Annotated in this window: 19 protein-coding genes; 7 read left to right on the top strand and 12 right to left on the bottom strand. The window is 58.2% G+C overall.

Annotated features, from left to right (window positions below; translation table 11 throughout):
* From hypF to JGF26_RS11190, 3 genes are all read right to left on the bottom strand, one after another.
* A complete protein-coding gene (hypF, locus tag JGF26_RS11200) occupies positions 1-2,217 on the bottom strand; it encodes a carbamoyltransferase HypF (protein ID WP_134707856.1) in 2,217 nt (738 codons plus the stop codon).
* Between the two features lie 6 nt (positions 2,218-2,223).
* Entirely contained in the window at positions 2,224-2,769 is a 546-nt protein-coding gene (gene hydN, locus JGF26_RS11195) for an electron transport protein HydN (protein ID WP_049006101.1), read from the bottom strand.
* Between the two features lie 134 nt (positions 2,770-2,903).
* A complete protein-coding gene (locus tag JGF26_RS11190; protein WP_134707857.1) occupies positions 2,904-3,917 on the bottom strand; it encodes a LacI family DNA-binding transcriptional regulator in 1,014 nt (337 codons plus the stop codon).
* Positions 3,918-4,131: 214 nt separating this feature from the next.
* Here JGF26_RS11190 and ascF point away from each other — a divergent pair, with 214 nt between their 5' ends.
* Positions 4,132-5,583, top strand: coding sequence for a PTS cellobiose/arbutin/salicin transporter subunit IIBC (gene ascF / locus JGF26_RS11185; protein ID WP_049006104.1), 1,452 nt, complete (start codon positions 4,132-4,134; stop codon positions 5,581-5,583).
* Between the two features lie 18 nt (positions 5,584-5,601).
* On the top strand, positions 5,602-7,026 hold the full coding sequence (locus JGF26_RS11180; RefSeq protein WP_134707858.1) for a 6-phospho-beta-glucosidase: 1,425 nt from the start codon (positions 5,602-5,604) through the stop codon (positions 7,024-7,026).
* 81 nt (positions 7,027-7,107) lie between these two features.
* Here the strand turns inward: JGF26_RS11180 and hycI are convergent, their stop codons facing one another.
* From hycI to hycA, 9 genes are all read right to left on the bottom strand, one after another.
* Complete coding sequence (gene hycI, locus JGF26_RS11175; protein WP_028016830.1) at positions 7,108-7,563, bottom strand: hydrogenase maturation peptidase HycI; 456 nt, start codon at positions 7,561-7,563, stop codon at positions 7,108-7,110.
* The gene (locus JGF26_RS11170) at positions 7,556-7,966 is read right to left on the bottom strand and encodes a formate hydrogenlyase maturation HycH family protein (protein WP_134707859.1); all 411 of its coding nucleotides are present in this window, start codon (positions 7,964-7,966) and stop codon (positions 7,556-7,558) included. Before JGF26_RS11170 ends, hycI begins: the two co-directional genes overlap by 8 nt.
* Complete coding sequence (locus tag JGF26_RS11165) at positions 7,963-8,730, bottom strand: NADH-quinone oxidoreductase subunit B family protein (RefSeq protein ID WP_134707860.1); 768 nt, start codon at positions 8,728-8,730, stop codon at positions 7,963-7,965. Before JGF26_RS11165 ends, JGF26_RS11170 begins: the two co-directional genes overlap by 4 nt.
* Positions 8,730-9,272 carry a formate hydrogenlyase complex iron-sulfur subunit gene (locus JGF26_RS11160; protein ID WP_049006115.1) on the bottom strand — a complete coding sequence of 181 codons (543 nt, stop codon included), beginning with the start codon at positions 9,270-9,272 and terminating at the stop codon, positions 8,730-8,732. Before JGF26_RS11160 ends, JGF26_RS11165 begins: the two co-directional genes overlap by 1 nt.
* A gap of 9 nt (positions 9,273-9,281) precedes the next feature.
* Positions 9,282-10,991: a formate hydrogenlyase subunit HycE gene (hycE, locus tag JGF26_RS11155; protein WP_028016834.1), complete on the bottom strand. Its 1,710-nt coding sequence runs from the start codon at positions 10,989-10,991 to the stop codon at positions 9,282-9,284.
* A 15-nt stretch (positions 10,992-11,006) separates the two neighbouring features.
* Entirely contained in the window at positions 11,007-11,930 is a 924-nt protein-coding gene (locus JGF26_RS11150; protein WP_134707861.1) for a respiratory chain complex I subunit 1 family protein, read from the bottom strand.
* 1 nt (position 11,931) lies between these two features.
* A complete protein-coding gene (gene hycC, locus JGF26_RS11145) occupies positions 11,932-13,746 on the bottom strand; it encodes a formate hydrogenlyase subunit 3 (RefSeq protein ID WP_134707862.1) in 1,815 nt (604 codons plus the stop codon).
* Positions 13,743-14,351, bottom strand: a complete 609-nt coding sequence (locus JGF26_RS11140) for a 4Fe-4S dicluster domain-containing protein (protein ID WP_028016837.1) — start codon at positions 14,349-14,351, stop codon at positions 13,743-13,745. The genes hycC and JGF26_RS11140 overlap by 4 nt, the downstream gene beginning before the upstream one ends.
* Positions 14,352-14,421: 70 nt before the next feature.
* Entirely contained in the window at positions 14,422-14,886 is a 465-nt protein-coding gene (gene hycA, locus JGF26_RS11135; protein ID WP_134707863.1) for a formate hydrogenlyase regulator HycA, read from the bottom strand.
* Between the two features lie 210 nt (positions 14,887-15,096).
* Between hycA and hypA the strand changes: the two genes are divergently transcribed.
* The 5 genes from hypA to hypE are packed head-to-tail and all read left to right on the top strand — an operon-like array spanning position 15,097 to position 18,709.
* On the top strand, positions 15,097-15,447 hold the full coding sequence (hypA, locus tag JGF26_RS11130) for a hydrogenase maturation nickel metallochaperone HypA (protein WP_049006121.1): 351 nt from the start codon (positions 15,097-15,099) through the stop codon (positions 15,445-15,447).
* A 3-nt stretch (positions 15,448-15,450) separates the two neighbouring features.
* Entirely contained in the window at positions 15,451-16,314 is an 864-nt protein-coding gene (gene hypB, locus JGF26_RS11125; RefSeq protein ID WP_134707864.1) for a hydrogenase nickel incorporation protein HypB, read from the top strand.
* On the top strand, positions 16,305-16,577 hold the full coding sequence (locus JGF26_RS11120) for a HypC/HybG/HupF family hydrogenase formation chaperone (protein ID WP_028016841.1): 273 nt from the start codon (positions 16,305-16,307) through the stop codon (positions 16,575-16,577). Before hypB ends, JGF26_RS11120 begins: the two co-directional genes overlap by 10 nt.
* Before the next feature lie 3 nt (positions 16,578-16,580).
* The gene (gene hypD / locus JGF26_RS11115; RefSeq protein WP_134707865.1) at positions 16,581-17,702 is read left to right on the top strand and encodes a hydrogenase formation protein HypD; all 1,122 of its coding nucleotides are present in this window, start codon (positions 16,581-16,583) and stop codon (positions 17,700-17,702) included.
* Positions 17,699-18,709, top strand: a complete 1,011-nt coding sequence (gene hypE / locus JGF26_RS11110) for a hydrogenase expression/formation protein HypE (RefSeq protein WP_134707866.1) — start codon at positions 17,699-17,701, stop codon at positions 18,707-18,709. The genes hypD and hypE overlap by 4 nt, the downstream gene beginning before the upstream one ends.
* The last annotated feature ends 43 nt before the right edge of the window (positions 18,710-18,752 follow it).

Below are 18,752 nucleotides of genomic sequence, written 5' to 3'. Positions count from 1 at the left end.
TTAAGTCCTTTGTGAACATGACCGGGCGGCGGCGACCACCGCCTGCCCGAAGGAGATCGCTCCGTCACCTGCGGGCAGGCGCGAAGGAAAAAGAAGCGTAAAGTCAGAAAGATAATGACGCAGACGCGCACGCAGCAGGCGGTTGTGTAACACCCCACCGCTGAAGCACACCGTGGAAAGTGATAAACGCATGGCATGCAATTTGACTAATTGCGCCAACCCTTTTGCCAGCGCATCGTGAAACGCCCATGCGCGTTCGCAGGGCTCCGCCTGCCAGTTCAGCCATTGCTGCCAGAAGAGGGAGAGATTATCCACCGAAAGCGTGACCGGGTGCGCGACACCGGCGCACTGTGAAGCCAGTGCTTCCAGCCGGCAAGCCGCTTCACTTTCGTAGCGTTGCGTTTCTATGCCCAGCGCGCAGGCGATTGCATCGAAAAGCCTTCCGCATGACGAGGCCAGCGGCGCATTGACGCCACGCCCGATTGCTGTCGCCAGCAGCGGCCAGTTTTGGCGCTGTACCGCACGCGTTTCCGGGTAGTGCTGCCAGTCAGGCACAAACGCCAGGCAATGTGCGAGTAAATTGCGCCACGGCTGAACGGCCGCCAGATCCCCACCAGGCAACGCCACGGCAGGTAATCCACCGAGATGCTCACAGTCGCAGTAGTTTACCCGCAGACATTCCCCACCCCACAGCGCACCGTTCTCGCCCATGCCGATCCCGTCCAGCGTCAATGCGATAACATCGCCACCGTCGAGCGGCCAGCCGTTTTCAGCCAGGCACGCCGCCGCGTGTGCGTGATGGTGCAACACGGTGTCGACCGGCAACGCCTGCTCCTGTGCCCATTGTCGGGAGTGGTAACCCGGATGGGCATCGCACACCACACGCTCCGGTTGAAAGGTGTAGATCTGCTGCATCACCGCCAGTGCCAAACGCCACTGGGCTTCGACACCCTCGTCACTGAGATCGCCAAAATGCTGGCTCAGCACGGCCTGGTTCCCGCGCACCAGGCAGAACGTATTTTTCATCTCGCTACCTGTACATAGCATGGCGGGGATATTGCTAAAACCTGCAGGCAACGTGATGGCATCCGGCACAAACCCGCGCGCACGGCGCAGCATTGTCCCGTCCTGAAGCAGGACCGAATCATCCATCCTCTGCACAATGTCGCGGTTGTGAAGCAGAAAACCGTCTGCAATCTCCCCAAGCTCGTCCAGCGCCTGCTGATTACTGATGGCGGGCGGTTTGCCGCTGAGATTGCCGGAGGTCATCACCAGCGGACGCTGGCAGTCGAGCATGAGCAAATGTTGCAGCGGGTTTGCGGGCAGCATGATGCCTACCGAGTCCAGGCCCGGAGCTATCTCGTCGGGTAACGCGGGCAGACACACCTTTGGCGTAAGCACAATGGGGGCTGCGGGTGAGCATAACAGCGTCTGAATCGCCGTCGGCAGCGCTTCCGCCTGCGGGATCATCACGGCCAGCGGCTTCGAGGGACGCTGTTTGCGCGTTCGAAGTCGCGCGACCGCCTGCGGAATGAGCGCATCACAGGCGAGGTGAAAACCCCCAACTCCTTTGATGGCAACAATGCCACCGTTTTTCAGCATCTCTACCGCAGCGCTTAACGCAGACTCGCGGGTAGTAATGATGTCCCCCGCACGCCATTCCAGCTCCGGCCCGCAGTCCGGGCAGGCGACGGGCTGCGCATGAAAACGGCGGTCTGCGGGGTTGCGATACTCCGTTTCACACGGTTCGCACAGGGGGAATGTCGCCATCGACGTGGCCGGGCGGTCATAAGGCATGGCGCGGATAATGGTAAAACGCGGACCACAGTGGGTGCAGTTGATAAACGGATAGCGATAACGGCGTTCACGGGGATCGCGCATCTCAGCCAGGCATGCCGGACAGGTAGCGGCATCCGGTACAATCTGGGTGTCCATCGCACCGCCCGCGCTGTGACGGATGGTAAAGTCCTCCGGCACACGCCTCCAGGTGAAGGGCTGCAAGTCGATCGCGTCAATACGCGCCAGCGGTGGGCAGTCCTGGCGCAGCCTCGCGGTAAAGGCCCCCCCATTACCCGCGAGCCGCACCAGCACGCCCTCTCCGTCATTGCAGACGTCGCCGGTTAACTGAAGCGACTGCGCCAGTTGCCAGACGAAGGGACGAAACCCGACGCCCTGCACTTTGCCGCGCACGCGCAGCTGTACGCCGTTACTGCACATGGCGGATCAGAACAGCAGAGATGAAGAGGTATCGAACACTGCACGACGGCGTTTTTCCGCACTCATCTGTTCGAGCTTATCGCGATCAACACACACCAGGGCGTGCGTCGGGCAGGCTTCCATGCAGGCCGGGCCCGCTTCACGGTGGTAGCAGAGGTCACACTTGTTGGCTTCGGCTTTGTCCGTGCGCACATTCAGTCCCATGCCGCTGTTACGCACAACCGGACGGACAACCACTTCCATCGCGCCATACGGGCAGGCAACCACGCAGGTTTTACAGCCGATGCAGCGCTCCTGCATCACGTGCACAAACCCTTTTTCGCGTTTAATCGCCCCGTTCGGGCAGACATTCGCGCACGGTGCGTCTTCGCACTGACGACAGATGGCGGCGGTGGAAATATTCACGCCTTTAATGACATGGATGCGCGGCAAAAAAGTATCAGGGGTAAGCGACGCGCAATCCTGCTCCGCCTGATGGGAAACCACGCACGCCACTTCACAGGTACGGCAACCAATGCACTTACTGGCATCGGCCATAATAAAACGGTTCATCTGCTTCTCCAGCATTACTGTTATGCGCGGAGATATTCATAAACCGTGCCAATTATTAAGGCATTGATTTTAAATAAATTTAAAAATTACGCTGGCACTGTCATCGTCACTTCTGACGATGACAGCTGTCGACATCAACGATGAGGGCCGTCAATGACGGAATCGCGCAGGACAAGCTCGCCGGAGAACGTTTGCTGATATTTAAACTCCCCGCCGTCGAGCATAAAGATCAGTCGGCTGATGGTTTCTTTGATCATCTCCGTCACCGGAATGCGAACGCTGGAAAGCGACGGCACGATATAAGGTGCGATGGCCACGTCGTCAAAACCGATCACCGATACCGCGTCCGGGGTGGCCACGCCGCTGTCGTACAGCTGCTTCATAGCACCGATTGCCATATCGTCGTTACTCGCCACCAGCGCCGTAAAGGTTGCCCCCCGAGCCAACAGCTCGGAAACCGCCGCGGCACCACTGGCCGGGTTCCACTTTCCCTGCGAAATCAGCTCAGGGCGTAGCGGGATCTGGTGCTGTGCCAGTGCGTCCTTGTAGCCGGAGAGACGTTCAACCCCGGTGGGTGAATCCAGCGAACCCGTGATAAATGCGATCTCTCTGTGCCCTTTCTCAATCAGCTGCGACACCGCCTCCTGACAGGAAGCTTTATGATCGGACCAGACGCTGTGGCTGCTGTTTTTCCGCAAGCGGCGGTTAAGCACCATAATCGGTTGCTCACACTTCTCGACGATCTCATCCATCTCATCCACGCTCAGGAAACGCGGGTAGATAATCACCGCATCGCAACGCATATCGAGTAAATACTGGATCGCCTCACGCTCTTCATCAGCGCTGTGCTTGCCGTCAGCAAGGATCAGCTGCCGCCCTTTTTCTTCTGTCATCCGCGCGGCGTTAAACAGCAGTTCGCTAAAGTAGACGCCGTGGTACAGGGTGTTTGTCACTACCAGCCCCAGCGTCTGGGTGCGTTTGGTCGCCAGGTTGCGCGCCAGTAAATTCGGGCGATAGCCGCTCTCTTCAATGGCCTGAAACACCCGGTCTTTGGTCTCCTGGCTGACATAGCCATTTCCCGACAGCACCCGGGATACCGTTGCTTTCGAAACGCCTGCCCGCTTCGCCACTTCAAGCATCGTGGTCATCTTGTTATTCCGTCTGAAACTGATGGAGCGCAGTGTACTGCACTGCAGAAAAATTGTCGCAGCGATGAAATCACGCTTTTTGCACCGCCTGGTGATCATCATCACGAAATGAAAAAATGGTCGAAATGTGATCTTGTTTCATTCAAAGAAACTCATGATGATTATGTGGAACCGGTTTCCTACATTTCTCACAACGATAACAGGATCTCATCCGATGGCCAAAAATTACGCTGCGCTGGCGAATGATGTCGTCAGCGCGCTGGGCGGCAAAGAGAACATCGTCGCCGTCACCCACTGCATGACGCGTCTGCGCTTCGTCCTGAAAGACGAAAGCCTCACCGACGCTGCGCGTCTGAAAAGCATTAGCGGCGTGCTCGGCGTAGTGCGCAACGACAACCAGTGCCAGGTGATCATTGGCAACACCGTTTCTCAGGCCTACCGCGAGGTAGTCAGCCTGCTGCCAGCCGACCTGCAGCCTGCATCACCGGAAGGTCCACAGAAATTGACATTGCGCCGCATTGGCGCCGGGATCCTGGATGCGCTCATCGGCACCATGTCGCCGCTGATCCCGGCGATCATCGGTGGCTCGATGGTTAAACTGCTGGCGATGATCCTTGAGATGACCGGCGTGCTGCCTAAAGGCGCGCCGACGCTCACCATTCTCACCGTGATTGGCGACGGTGCCTTCTTCTTCCTGCCGCTGATGGTGGCGGCCTCGGCAGCGGTGAAATTCAAAACCAACATGTCGCTGGCGATCGCCATCGCGGGCGTGCTGGTGCATCCGAGCTTTATCGAGTTGATGGCGAAAGCCGCGCAGGGCGAGCACGTTGAGTTCGCCTTCATTCCAGTAACGGCGGTGAAATACACCTACACCGTGATCCCGGCGCTGGTGATGACCTGGTGCCTGTCGTACATCGAACGCTGGGTCGATCGCATTACCCCGGCAGTGACCAAAAACTTCCTCAAACCGATGCTGATCGTGCTGATTGCCGCCCCGCTCGCCATTGTGCTGATTGGGCCGCTGGGGATCTGGATCGGTAGCGCCATCTCCGCGCTGGTTTACACCATTCACGGCTATCTGGGCTGGCTCTCCGTGGCGATCATGGGAGCACTCTGGCCGCTGCTGGTGATGACCGGGATGCACCGCGTCTTTACGCCAACCATCATCCAGACCATTGCCGAAACGGGCAAAGAAGGGATGGTCATGCCGTCGGAAATCGGCGCCAACCTCTCCCTTGGCGGTTCGTCTCTGGCGGTAGCCTGGAAAACCAAAAACCCGGAGCTGCGCCAGACGGCGTTAGCGGCGGCAGCCTCTGCCATCATGGCGGGGATCTCTGAACCCGCGCTGTACGGTGTAGCGGTACGGCTGAAACGTCCACTGATTGCGAGCCTGATCAGCGGTTTTATCTGCGGTGCGGTGGCCGGCATTGCCGGACTTGCCAGCCATTCGATGGCCGCACCGGGGCTGTTTACCAGCGTGCAGTTCTTCGATCCGGCAAACCCGATGACCATCGTCTGGGTGTTCGGTGTCATGGCGCTGGCGGTGGTGCTGTCGTTCGTTCTGACCCTGATATTAGGTTTTGAAGATATCCCGGTCGAAGACGATGCTGAAAAAGCGCGCGCCCTCCAGAGTGCCCCGGTACAGAGCAAAGCAGCAAAAGCATAAATTGAGAGTGAGGTAAGAATGTCTGTTTTTCCAAAAGGATTTTTATGGGGCGGCGCGCTTGCCGCCAACCAGAGTGAAGGCGCTTATCGCGAAGGCGGCAAAGGGCTCACAACGGTCGATATGATCCCCCACGGCGCGAATCGTCTGGCGGTAAAGGTCGGTAAGGAAAAGCGGTTTTCGTTGCGTGACGACGAGTTTTACCCAAGCCATGAAGCGATTGATTTTTATCATCGCTACAAAGAAGACATCGCCCTGATGGCGGAGATGGGGTTTACGGTGTTCCGCACCTCAATTGCCTGGAGCCGCCTCTATCCAAATGGCGATGAGCTGCTGCCCAATAAAGAAGGTATTGCCTTCTACCGCGCGGTGTTTGAAGAGTGCAAAAAGTACAACATCGAGCCGCTGGTGACCCTCTGCCACTTCGACGTGCCGATGCACCTGGTGACGGAGTACGGTTCCTGGCGCAACCGCAAGATGGTCGATTTCTTCGCCCGTTACGCCCGCACCTGCTTCGAGGAATTTAATGGTCTGGTGAAATACTGGCTGACCTTCAATGAAATCAACATCATGTTGCACAGCCCGTTCTCTGGCGCGGGCCTGGTATTTGAAGAAGGCGAAAACGAAGATCAGGTGAAATATCAGGCCGCACACCACGAGCTGGTGGCGAGCGCGCTGGCGACCAAAATCGCCCACGAGGTAAACACGGAAAATCAGGTCGGCTGCATGCTGGCGGGCGGGAATTTCTACCCGTACTCCTGCAAGCCAGAAGACGTGTGGATGGCGCTGGAGAAAGATCGCGAGAACCTGTTCTTTATCGACGTGCAGGCGCGCGGCAGCTATCCGGCCTACTCCGCCCGCGTGTTCCGCGAGAAAGGCGTGGTGATTGTGAAAGATCCTGGCGACGACGAACTGCTGAAAAACACCGTCGATTTTGTCTCGTTCAGCTATTACGCCTCGCGCTGCGCGTCGGCGGATATGAACGCGGGCAACACCAGCGCGGCAAATATCGTTAAATCCCTGCGCAACCCGCATATTCAGGTGAGCGAATGGGGTTGGGGTATCGACCCGCTCGGCCTGCGCATCACCATGAACATGATGTACGACCGCTACCAGAAGCCGCTGTTTCTGGTGGAAAACGGTCTCGGGGCGAAAGACGTTATTGATGAAAACGGCGAGATTAACGACGACTACCGCATCAGCTATCTGCGCGAGCATATCCGCGCGATGGGTGACGCGATTGAGGACGGCGTGCCATTGATGGGCTACACCACCTGGGGCTGCATCGACCTGGTGGCCGCCTCAACGGGTGAGATGAGCAAGCGCTACGGGTTTGTGTACGTTGACCGCGACGACGCCGGAAACGGCACGCTGGACAGGAAACGCAAGAAATCGTTCTGGTGGTATAAGAAGGTGATTGCGAGTAACGGGGCGGATCTGGAGTAGACTGTTTTGCCGGGTGGCGGCTTCGCCTTACCCGGCCTACAAAAGCGTAGGCCCGGTAAGCGTAGCGCCACCGGGCGCTGTTCAGAGCCGGGAAAATCCCCCGTCCCCACACCATCCGGCAAGCCGGGAATAAACCACTTCGACCGCCGCTTTCACCGGCGGCGTCATCGGGTAATAAAACCCAACAATGTCCGGCTGAATCCCCAAAAACAGCACCTCGCCCACGTCGTCTTTAATCTGATCGACCAGGTAGTTCAGCGGCATATTGTGGGTGGTCATCATAAACATCTCGGCGATGTCATCCGGGTCAATCAGGCGGATCTCGCCGGGGTTGAGCCCCATATCCGTGGCATCAACGATCAGCAGCCTGTCCGGGTGCAGCTCACGAATAGCAACCACGTCGTTTTCCGGCGCGCTGCCACCGTCGATGACCACCCAGTTGCCCTGAGAATTTGCCGCGCACATTTCTGCCAACAATGGGCCTGCGCCGTCATCGCCCATCATGCTGTTGCCAACACACAGTAAAACGTCAGTCACGTAATCTCCTCACCATCAGGTAGATGGCGCTCTCCTGATGAATATCGTGCAGCATGCTAAGCAGCGTTTTACTCCACGCCTGCTGCTCAGTGGTTTGCCTGTTCAGCGCCGCGTCAAACGCGTTCGCCAACATCGCAATGTGGTTGGCGTCGATAACGATCTCGCCGTACTTCGGCACGCCTTCCATCTTGCGCCGCGCCGTGCTGCCCTCCTCCAGCGTGGCGATCCACGCCAGATACTCGGGCCACGGGCAGCTTAACGCCGTTTCCAGGCAGTCAATCACCCCGAGGTGATGCCCAATCGCCAGGCTGTAATAGACCACCTGCTGCGCCGCATCCGGCGTGGCATCGTTCTCATCAATAAACTTACGGCTCAGCTGACTGAACACCACCGTTTCACTCATCGGATACGCGCCTCTTCCACGATGTTGTTCAGGTTTGCCACAATCTCATTCAAACGCGGATCGTTCTCCGCCTCCAGCCAGCGTGCCACCTGATGCTCACCCTGGCTCAGCAGACGCAGGAAATCGTCGGCAATCTGGCGACCATAGCGGTAACCCGCCAGTTTGCGCGCCGTGCGATCGACCTTCACCCGCAGCGGCTGCACCATGTCCGGGTGCAGGATGGTCGCAGGCTGGTTATCAAGCTCCCCAGGTTCACGAGCATGAATTTTCTGCTCCAGCAGGCCAAGCGCCATGGCAAAACCGTACAGCGTTGCGGCAGGTGTCGGTGGGCAGCCCGGAATGTAAACATCCACCGGCACGATTTTGTCGGTGCCACCCCAGACGCAATACAGATCGTGGAAAATGCCGCCGCTGTTGCCACAGGCTCCATACGAGATACAGATTTTCGGGTCAGGCGCAGATTGCCAGGCGCGCAGCGCAGGCGAGCGCATGGCGCGGGTGACGGCGCCGGTAAACAGCAAAATGTCGGCATGGCGCGGAGACGGTACAACTTTGATGCCGAAACGCTCGGCGTCAAACAACGGCGACAGGGTGGCGAAGATCTCAATCTCGCAGCCGTTGCAGCCGCCGCAGTCCACGCGGTAGACATAGGCCGAGCGTTTGATTTTTTTCAGCAGCGACGCCTTCATGCTGGCGATGGATTCATCCACCGTCATCGGCACCGGAATGCCGTTATCGTCGCGCGGGCCCAGTAGGTTTTCCATCAGCTGGCCTCTCTCATATGGCGGGTAATATCAATGCGGTCGGACGGTAGCAGGCACTTCTGGCGCTTACACTCCGGGCAGGTTTCAAAGCTTTCACGATGATGTTCTGCGCGAGCGTCTCCGTTGTGCTGCAACAGCGCGATGGCATAGTCGATCTCTTTTTGCACGGCGAATGGACGCTTGCAGACGCGACAGTTACACAGTTCAAAGCGCGACTGCTGGAGGAAATCTTCTTTCTTCCATACCGCCAGCTCATATTCCTGTGACAAGCGGATTGCGACAGTCGGGCAGACCTCTTCGCAGCGGCCACAGAAAATGCAGCGCCCGAGGTTAAACTGCCAGGCCAGTTCACCGGTTTTGAGGTCCGTTTCCACCGTCAGGGCATTCGACGGACAGGCGTTTACACAGGCCGCGCAGCCGATGCACTGCTGCGGATTGTGCTCCGGCTTACCGCGAAAGTTTTTATTCACCGGCATCGGCTCCAGTGGATAACTGCTGGTTACCGCGCCGGTTTTGATGACTTTTTTAATAAAGGTAAACATGACGAGTCCTTATTTCAGCGGCGAGTTCTTACGCTCAATGCTGTAGCGCTCAAGTTCTTTGTACGGCACCACCTGGCTTTTCTTCTTGCGCACATCCACCACCGTCATACGGTCGGTACAGGAGTAGCACGGATCGAGGCTGCCGATGATCAGCGGCGCGTCGGAAACCGTGTTTCCACGCAGCATATAGCGCAGGGTTGGCCAGTTGGCGTAGGTTGCCGCACGGCAGCGCCAGCGGTAGAGCTTCTGGTTGTCGCCGGTCATGCTCCAGTGGATGTCATCCCCACGTGGCGCTTCGGCGAACCCCAGCGCGAAGCGGTTTGGAATGTAGGTGAAACCTTCAACCATCAGCGGGCCGCCCGGCAGATTATCCAGACCGAAGTCGATCATGTTCAGGGCGGTGAACACCTCATTGATGCGCACTTTGAGGCGAGAGATAACGTCGCAGCCCTGCTCGCTGTGCACGGTCATCGGCAGCAGGCCATAACCGACGAACGGGTGATCGGCACGGGTGTCGCGGGCGTGGCCGCTGGCGCGCACCATCGGACCCACGTTGCTGAAATCACGGGCGATTTCAGGGTCAAGACGACCAATCCCGACGGTACGCTGCTCGATGTTTGGCGTACTGAGCAGCATATCCACCAGCTCCTGCACATCGCGACGCATCTGCTGCGCCAGCTGGCGGGTCTGGATCATGTCGTCTTTCAGCAGGTCACGGCGGATCCCGCCGATCAGGTTCAGACCGTAGGTTTTACGTGCGCCAGTGAGGATCTCCGCCATCTTCATCGACGCTTCACGCACGCGGAAGAACTGCATAAACCCGGAGTCAAAACCGACGAAGTGGCAGGCCAGGCCGAGGTTCAGCAGATGCGAGTGCAGGCGCTCCACCTCCAGCAGGATGGCGCGGATCATCTGCGCGCGCTCTGGCACCACAATTCCCATGCCATTCTCCACCGAGGTGGTGTAGGCGGTGCTGTGGGCAAAGCCGCAGATGCCGCACACGCGGTCAGAGAGGAACGTGACTTCGTTGTAGCCCATGCGGGTCTCCGCTAGCTTCTCCATGCCGCGGTGGACGTAGAACAGGCGGTAGTCGGCGTCGATAATGTTCTCGCCGTCGACGAACAGGCGGAAGTGGCCTGGTTCATCGGAAGTCACGTGCAGCGGACCAATCGGCACCACGTTGTTCTTTTTACTGCCCAGCTCGTTGATGAACTCGTAGGTTTCGCTGTCGGTGGTCGGGGCCGGACGCTGGCGGTAGTCCATGCTGTCCTTGCGCAGCGGATAGAGTTCATCCGGCCAGTCGTCCGGCAGCACCAGGCGACGTTCATCCGGCAGGCCTACAGGCACCAGCCCGTACATGTCGCGCACTTCACGTTCGCCCCATACGGCGGCGGGCACGCGCGGCGTGACGGATGGATACTCCGGTTTGTTTGGGTCCACTTCAACGCGTACGGTGAGCCAGCACTTCTCGAACTGCTCCATCGACATCACGTAGTACACCGCGTAATTGCCGCACAGCTGGCGTTCGTCGTTGCCGAACAGCACCGACAGCCAGCCGCCCTGCTGGTAATAGAGAAACTCCACCACTTCCGGCAAATAATTCACCTTAACGGTGACGGTGATCTGGTCTTTGGTTTGCCAGGACTCCTCCAGCACGACGCCAGGGAAAGCCTGATGCAACGCGGCGAGATACTGCTGACCTTTCTTTTCTTCAGACATAAAAACTCTCTTTAATCACGCCACCAGCAAGGAGACGAACGCTAAAAATGCGAAACCAAAACCGGCCCAGGTGATGCGCGATGTCGCGACAAAGCGCAGACGCGCCATGCTGTTTTCAAACAGGGCAATCACCAACACGCCGACCAGAAGTTTGAGCACCGCAACGACCACGGCCAGCACCAGACCACTCACCGAGAAATGCGTCATCTGTCCCCACGGGAAGAAGACACCGACAAACATCTGCAGCACCACCAGCTGTTTGAGGCTGATGCCCCACTTCAGTACCGCAAAGCCATAGCCGCTGTACTCCGTCAGCGGCCCTTCCTGCAGCTCCTGCTCCGCTTCCGCGAGATCGAACGGCAGTTTGCCCATCTCAATAAAGGTGGCAAACGCGCAGGCACACAGCGCCAGAACCAGCGGAATGGAACGGGCCAACGGCCAGTGATAAACGGTGTTAGTGATAAAACTGATGTGGGTAGAGTCTGCAACCTGCGCCGCCACCCAGAGCCCCAGCAGCAGGATCGGCTCGACGAGCACGCCGAGCATCGCCTCACGGCTGGCGCCAAGACCGGTAAACGGACTCCCCGTGTCCAGGCCCGCAATCGCAAAGAAGAAACGGGCGATGGCGAAGAGATAGATAAGCGTGATCAAATCACCCAGTACCGGCAACGGTGAACCCACCGTCACCACCGGCAGCGCGGTGGCGATGGTGAGCATCACGCCCACCATCACAAACGGTGTCAGGCGGAAGACCCAGCCTGCAGCATCCGGGGCCACGCTCTGGCGAGTGAGCAATTTGAAGAGATCGCGGTACTCCTGCAGCACGCCAGGCCCGCGACGGTTGTGCATTCGGGCGCGCGCCACGCGGCTCACCCCGGAAAGCAGCGGCGCAACGGCGAATAACACCAGCGCCTGAAGTAGTGCCAGTAACAAACTCATGTCAGGCTCCTCGTGAAATCACAATCACTACCAGCACCGCCAGCTCGATAACGGCCAGACGGCGGAACAGCGCAGGCACGGCAGCGCTCTGCCAGCCAGGGATCCAGGCCACCGGGTTCAACCAGTGGCGAAGCTTCAGCACGGCAGCAAAGTTCTCTTTCACCGGCATGGCAAAGCCGTGGGCGGTGATCACCATTGATTGTTCATGTTCATAACCGCAGGCCCACGCCGCACCGCGCGAGCGGGAGGCGAGTCGGTCGCGCTTGAAGAACAGCATCAGAATGAATGGCAGCAGCGGCGCGGCAATCAGCAGCAGCGCGATCATGGGCTGAGAGACGGTGGTATTCGCCACGGTCAGCGGCAGCGGAATAGCGCTTCCCAGCAGCGGCAACAGCCACGGCGCAGCGACGCCGCCCGCGATGCAGCACAGCGCCAGCGCAACCACGCTGGCACACATCAGTACCGGTGCGCAGCAGGCGTTTTCAGCTTCGCGGGTGCGCGGCGCGCCGAGGAAGGTGACGCCGTAGACTTTCGCCATGCACATCACCGCCAGCGCCCCGGTAATCGCCAGCCCGACCGCCAGAAGCGGCCCCAGTAGACGGGCGATAAACGCGTCGCTCTGGCCGAGCGCGAAGAAGGACTGATAGATCACCCACTCCCCGGCAAAGCCGTTGAGCGGCGGCAGCGCCGCCATCGCCATCAGACCGACCAGCATCGCCAGTGAAATCACGGGCATCTTTTTGCCAATGCCGCCAAGTTTTTCGATATCGCGATGGCCAGTGCGGAACCAGACGCTCCCCGCGCCCAGGAACAGCGTGCTTTTAAACAGGCTATGGTTAATCAGGTGATAGAGACCGCCGATAAAACCGGCGGCAATCAGCGCCGGTTGATTGAGCGCTAACCCGGTCACGCCCGCGCCAATACCGAGCAGGATGATGCCGATATTTTCCAGCGTGTGGTACGCCAGAAGACGCTGGATATTATGCTCCATCAGGGCGTACAGACCGCCGACGAAGGCGGTGATCATGCCCGCAATCAGCAGCACCACGCCCCACCACAGCGGCGGTTGTCCGCCGGTCAGCGTAATCGCCAAAATGCCGAACAGACCGACCTTCATCACCACCACAGAAAACAGCGCGGCAGCAGGTGCGGAGGCATTCGCATGCGCCTGCGGCACCCAGCCGTGCAGCGGGATGATCCCGGCGAGCAGGCCAAAGCCAATAACGCCCAGCAGCCAGACATCATTCCCCAGCGGATGACCGTTGAGTGCGGAGAAGTCCAGCGTGCCGAAGCGCTGCCACACCAGCCAGCAGGCCAGCGCCAGCAGCAGCGTCCCGAGACGGCCCAGCGCAAACCACAGTTTGCCGGAGGCGCTGCAGCCCGTCAGGAAGACACCACACAACGCCATGATTTCCGCCATCACCACCAGCGCCCCGAGGTTACTGGCAATAACGGTACAGACCGCCGTTGCCAGCAGCAGGTTAATCAGCAGGCCGTTGGCTTTAATATTCTGGTGGCGGTGCCAGTCAATATTGAACAGACTGATAAACAGACCGCACAGGCCAAACGTCACCAGCCAGATGGCATTTAGCGGCGTAATCTCCACGGTGTGGCGAATCAGCGGCATCACGGCCTCTACGGATTGACCACCGAGCAGGACGACACCGCCCGCCACCAGCGTCATCAGGCTACCGACCGCCCCGCCGATTCCGGCGATCCAGCCGCTCAGGGTTTTATGCAAAGAGAAGATCAGCGCCAGTACTGCGGCGGCGGTAAAGTACGCCACGGCGCTGTTGATCATGGTTATGGCGTTCATTTCGCCTCCTCATTAAGCGCCTGCAGAAGCGAAAGATCGCCAAAATCGCTATTGATGGTCAGCTCACGTTTACGCTTGCTGGTGCGGGCGATATCGCGGATGTTAACCAGAATCAGCGCTTTGGTCGGGCAGGTGCGTACGCACGCTGGACCTTGCTCATCAAAGCTGCACAGGTCGCATTTCACCGCGACGGCACGAATGCCGGGGACCCAGTCAAGCAGCGTACTTACCTTCGCGGGGGCCGGGGGCGCAGGAGGGGCTTTCGGCGTGTTGGCATTAGCCGGAATATGCAGCGGGCGGCTGCCGGAAAATTCAATCGCGCCGAACGGGCAGGCAATGCCGCACAGCTTGCAGCTCACGCACAGGCTTTCGTTCAGCTGGACAGCGCCATCAACGCGAGTGATGGCATTCACAGGGCAAACACCCGCGCAAGGGGCATCTTCACAGTGATGACAGAGCTGCGGGGCAGACTCTTTTTCATTACGCATGATGTGCAGACGCGGCATGGACTGCAACCCATGCAGGCGATGCGTTTCCGAACACGCCGCCTCACAGGTTCGACAGCCAATACAGACCGTCGAGTCAGCAATTACAAAACGGTTCACCGGGTTATCCTCTGGTGATAGTCATTTTTGACGAAAAACTGTCTTGTCGACATTTCTCGACACGTAAGAGTCAGGCCACATTCGCTGAGGCATGCCCATCCATCAACTGCGCCATATTGACCGGGAGATCGTGTTCAACGGCGGCGTATAAACCGTCATAAACTGGCGCAATTTTTTCCAGATAGTGCTCCAGCACCTGCTGGCGATCGCGGTTACTGACGTGACCATCCACCATGCCGTCTGCCATCAGCTGTGCCTTCGCAATACACTGTTTTTCACCGTCTTTTGTCTCGAGGTAGTACTCGATGGTGTGGCTGTTGAAGTTATCCGCCAGGGTAACGTTGATGGTGAAATGGCCGAAGAGGACAAAGCGCATATCACCTTGTGCCGCGCAGCTCATTGCGTGGTGAAGACGTGCTTTCGACAGGGTGATGCCCTGAACCAGAGAGTTGCAGTACAGGTGCCACTGGTCCTGTAATTGCTGATGGCGCTGCGCGATGTAATCCGCTTTTTCGCTGATTTCCCAAATAGTCATAAAAGGTATCCGGTTAATGGAGATAGCGGCTGTTAAGCAGATTCCATGCCAGTTTTTATTATGTTGATTTTAAATGATTTTCAACAAGAGACACCTGTCAACTCCACGGTGTCGACGTGTCATTTCGACAGCGTTGACATCGTCACCCCTTAACAAAAATCAAGCTGGCATTGTTATTGCATTACCGGGGCAATTCATTGAGGAGGCGTTATGCACGAAATCACCCTCTGCCAGCGGGCTCTGGAACTTATCGAACAGCAGGCAGTGCAAAACCACGCGAAACGCGTCACCGGTGTCTGGCTGAAAGTCGGGGCATTTTCCTGTGTCGAGACCAGCGCCCTGACCTTCTGTTTTGAGCTGGTATGCCGCGGCACGCTGGCGGAAGGCTGCGAACTCCATATTGAGGAGCAGCAGGCAGAGTGCTGGTGTGAACAGTGTCAGCAGTACGTCACCCTGCTTTCATCGAAGGTTCAGCGCTGTCCGCAATGCCAGAGTGCCGGGCTGCGCATCGTGGCGGATGACGGCATGCAGATCCAACGACTCGAAATCGAGAAGGAGTAAATTATGTGTAGCACCTGCGGTTGCGGCGAAGGCAACCTGTATATAGAAGGGGATGAACATCGTCCTCACTCCGCGTTTCGCTCCGCGCCCTTTTCACCCGCCCCACGCCCTGCATCGGCATTAACCGGTATCATTTTCACTCCTCAACAATCTGACGCGGGTGATCTGCATTACGGTCACGGCGAAGCGGGGACGCATGCGCCGGGCATCAGCCAGCGCCAGATGCTGGAAGTCGAAATCAACGTGCTGGACAAAAATAACCAGATCGCCGCCCGCAACCGTGCCCGTTTTGCTACCCGCAAACAGCTGGTGCTGAATCTGGTCTCCAGCCCTGGGTCCGGCAAAACCACGCTGCTGACAGAGACCCTCAAACGCCTGAACGAGCGTGTCTCCTGTGCGGTAATCGAAGGCGATCAGCAGACGGTTAACGACGCCGCCCGTATTCGCGAAACCGGCACGCCTGCCATTCAGGTCAATACAGGCAAAGGCTGCCACCTGGATGCGCAGATGATTGCCGACGCTACCCCGCGTCTGCCACTGGCAGATAACGGCATCCTGTTTATTGAAAACGTCGGCAACCTGGTTTGCCCGGCGAGCTTTGACCTCGGTGAACGGCATAAAGTGGCCGTGCTTTCGGTGACCGAAGGCGAAGACAAGCCTCTGAAATACCCGCATATGTTTGCCGCCGCGTCCATCATGCTGCTGAACAAGATCGACCTGCTGCCATACCTGAATTTTGACGTGGATAAGTGCCTGGCGTATGCCCATGAAGTCAACCCGGACATTAACATCCTGCTGGTGTCCGCCACGCGCGGCGACGGTATGGAAAGCTGGTTGAACTGGCTGGAGAGCGAACGATGTGCATAGGCGTACCGGGACAAATTCACGCCATTGACGGGAATCAGGCCAGAGTGGATGTGTGTGGATTATTACGCGATGTAGACCTGACGCTGGTCGGCAGTGTTGATGAAACTGGCGCTTCACGCCTCGGCCAGTGGGTGCTGGTGCACGTGGGGTTTGCCATGAGCGTGATTAACGAAGCGGAAGCGCGCGACACGCTCGATGCGCTGCAAAATATGTTCGACGTAGAGCCTGACGTGGGCGCTCTGCTGTACGGCGAGGAGCGATAGCAGATGCGTTACGTTGATGAATACCGCGCGCCAGAACAAGTGATGCAGCTAATCAAACACCTGAAAACGCGAGCAGCCCTGCTGGACTACAGCGCAGCAAAACCGCTGCGCATTATGGAAGTGTGCGGTGGGCATACCCATGCCATCTTCAAATTTGGTCTCGACCAGCTTCTGCCAGAGAACATCGAGTTTATTCACGGCCCTGGCTGTCCGGTGTGTGTTCTGCCAATGGGACGAATCGACAGCTGTATCGAAATCGCCAGCCAGCCTGACGTCATTTTTTGCACCTTTGGCGACGCAATGCGTGTGCCAGGGAAAAATGGCTCACTGTTGCAGGCTAAAGCGCGTGGAGCGGACATCCGGATCGTCTACTCGCCGATGGATGCCCTGACGCTGGCAGCGGATAATCCCACCCGTAAAATCGTGTTTTTCGGTCTGGGTTTTGAAACCACCATGCCGGCCACGGCAATCACGCTACAGCAGGCCAGAGCCCGCAACATCAAGAACTTTTTCTTTTTCTGCCAGCACATTACGCTCATCCCCACGCTGCGTAGCCTGCTGGAAGAACCGGGTAACGGCATTGACGCTTTTCTGGCACCGGGCCATGTCAGCATGGTCATCGGTACAGACGCCTACGGTTTTATCGCTGAACAGTACAATCGTCCATTAGTGGTGGCTGGTTTCGAACCTCTTGATCTACTGCAAGGCGTGACCATGCTGGTTGAGCAGAAAATAGCAGCCCTGAGTACGGTGGAAAATCAGTACCGCCGCGTCGTACCTGACGCAGGCAATACACGCGCTCAGCAAGCCATTGCGGAGGTGTTTAGCGTCGAAGGCAACAGTGAATGGCGCGGCCTGGGACTGATTGCCGAATCCGGCGTGCGTCTGACGCCTGCGTATCAATCATTCGATGCTGAAGCGCATTTCCATCCGCAACCACAACAGGTTTGCGACGATCCCCGGTCTCGCTGCGGCGAGGTCCTCACGGGCAAGTGCAAACCTCATCAATGCCCGTTATTTGGCAACACATGTAACCCGCAAACGGCGTTTGGCGCGCTGATGGTCTCCTCAGAAGGGGCGTGTGCCGCGTGGTATCAGTATCGCAATCAGGAGTGTGAAGCATGAGCACGGTGGAAATGGCGCATGGCAGCGGTGGGCAGGCAATGCAGCAGCTGATTAGCCGGCTGTTTATGGAGGCTTTTAACAACCCCTGGCTCGCTGAGCAGGAAGACCAGGCGCGTATTGATCTGGCAACCCTCACCGCGCAAGGCGACAGGCTGGCGTTCTCCACCGACAGCTATGTGATTGACCCGCTGTTCTTCCCGGGCGGCGATATCGGCAAGCTCGCCGTTTGCGGCACGGCAAACGACGTCGCCGTCAGCGGTGCCGTTCCGCGCTACCTCTCCTGCGGGTTTATCCTCGAAGAGGGATTACCGATGGAGACGCTCACGACAGTGGTTAACAGTATGGCGCAGACCGCTCGCGAGGCGGGAATTGCCATCGTCACAGGTGATACCAAAGTGGTGCAGCGCGGCGCAGCCGACAAGCTGTTCATCAACACCGCCGGCATGGGGGTTATCCCTGCCGATATTCACTGGGGGGCACAACAGCTTAACGTCGGCGACGTGCTTCTCGTAACAGGAACGCTGGGCTGTCATGGAGCGACTATCCTTAACCTGCGCGAAGGTTTAGGGCTGGATGGCGAACTGCGCAGCGACTGCGCGGTGCTCACCCCGCTTATTCAGACACTGCGTACCATTCCGGGCGTAAAAGCCCTTCGCGACGCCACCCGTGGCGGCGTGAATGCCGTGGTACATGAGTTCGCGGCAAGCTGCGGGTGGGGTATTGAACTTAGCGAGCGAAGTCTGCCTGTTAAGCCTGCCGTTCGCGGCCTGTGTGAATTATTGGGCCTTGATCCACTCAATTTTGCCAACGAAGGCAAGCTGGTGATCGGCGTTGAACGCCACGTCGCTGACGTGGTACTGAACATGCTGCATGCGCATCCTTTAGGGAAAGAGGCCGCCATTATTGGTGAAGTGGTTGAGCGCAAAGGGGTGCGCCTGACCGGGATTTTCGGCGTGAAACGTACGCTGGATCTGCCGCACGCTGAACCTTTACCCCGTATTTGCTAGGCCGCGCCATAAGCGGCCAGCGTGGAATTTTTGCTCGTTTCTA

Origin of the sequence: Enterobacter sp. E1 (assembly GCF_016809815.1) — a bacterium.
GTDB classification, from domain to species: Bacteria; Pseudomonadota; Gammaproteobacteria; order Enterobacterales; family Enterobacteriaceae; genus Enterobacter; species Enterobacter adelaidei.
This window is presented reverse-complemented; position numbering and strand designations above follow the sequence as displayed.

Bases quoted from the DNA above. Each gene is read 5' to 3' on its own strand.
- hypF (WP_134707856.1), bottom strand. From the start codon at position 2,217: ATGTGCAGTAACGGCGTACAGCTGCGCGTGCGCGGCAAAGTGCAGGGC.
- hydN (WP_049006101.1), bottom strand. From the start codon at position 2,769: ATGAACCGTTTTATTATGGCCGATGCCAGTAAGTGCATTGGTTGCCGT.
- JGF26_RS11190 (WP_134707857.1), bottom strand. From the start codon at position 3,917: ATGACCACGATGCTTGAAGTGGCGAAGCGGGCAGGCGTTTCGAAAGCA.
- ascF (WP_049006104.1), top strand. From the start codon at position 4,132: ATGGCCAAAAATTACGCTGCGCTGGCGAATGATGTCGTCAGCGCGCTG.
- JGF26_RS11180 (WP_134707858.1), top strand. From the start codon at position 5,602: ATGTCTGTTTTTCCAAAAGGATTTTTATGGGGCGGCGCGCTTGCCGCC.
- JGF26_RS11170 (WP_134707859.1), bottom strand. From the start codon at position 7,966: ATGAGTGAAACGGTGGTGTTCAGTCAGCTGAGCCGTAAGTTTATTGAT.
- JGF26_RS11165 (WP_134707860.1), bottom strand. From the start codon at position 8,730: ATGGAAAACCTACTGGGCCCGCGCGACGATAACGGCATTCCGGTGCCG.
- JGF26_RS11160 (WP_049006115.1), bottom strand. From the start codon at position 9,272: ATGTTTACCTTTATTAAAAAAGTCATCAAAACCGGCGCGGTAACCAGC.
- hycE (WP_028016834.1), bottom strand. From the start codon at position 10,991: ATGTCTGAAGAAAAGAAAGGTCAGCAGTATCTCGCCGCGTTGCATCAG.
- JGF26_RS11150 (WP_134707861.1), bottom strand. From the start codon at position 11,930: ATGAGTTTGTTACTGGCACTACTTCAGGCGCTGGTGTTATTCGCCGTT.
- hycC (WP_134707862.1), bottom strand. From the start codon at position 13,746: ATGAACGCCATAACCATGATCAACAGCGCCGTGGCGTACTTTACCGCC.
- hycA (WP_134707863.1), bottom strand. From the start codon at position 14,886: ATGACTATTTGGGAAATCAGCGAAAAAGCGGATTACATCGCGCAGCGC.
- hypA (WP_049006121.1), top strand. From the start codon at position 15,097: ATGCACGAAATCACCCTCTGCCAGCGGGCTCTGGAACTTATCGAACAG.
- hypB (WP_134707864.1), top strand. From the start codon at position 15,451: ATGTGTAGCACCTGCGGTTGCGGCGAAGGCAACCTGTATATAGAAGGG.
- JGF26_RS11120 (WP_028016841.1), top strand. From the start codon at position 16,305: ATGTGCATAGGCGTACCGGGACAAATTCACGCCATTGACGGGAATCAG.
- hypD (WP_134707865.1), top strand. From the start codon at position 16,581: ATGCGTTACGTTGATGAATACCGCGCGCCAGAACAAGTGATGCAGCTA.
- hypE (WP_134707866.1), top strand. From the start codon at position 17,699: ATGAGCACGGTGGAAATGGCGCATGGCAGCGGTGGGCAGGCAATGCAG.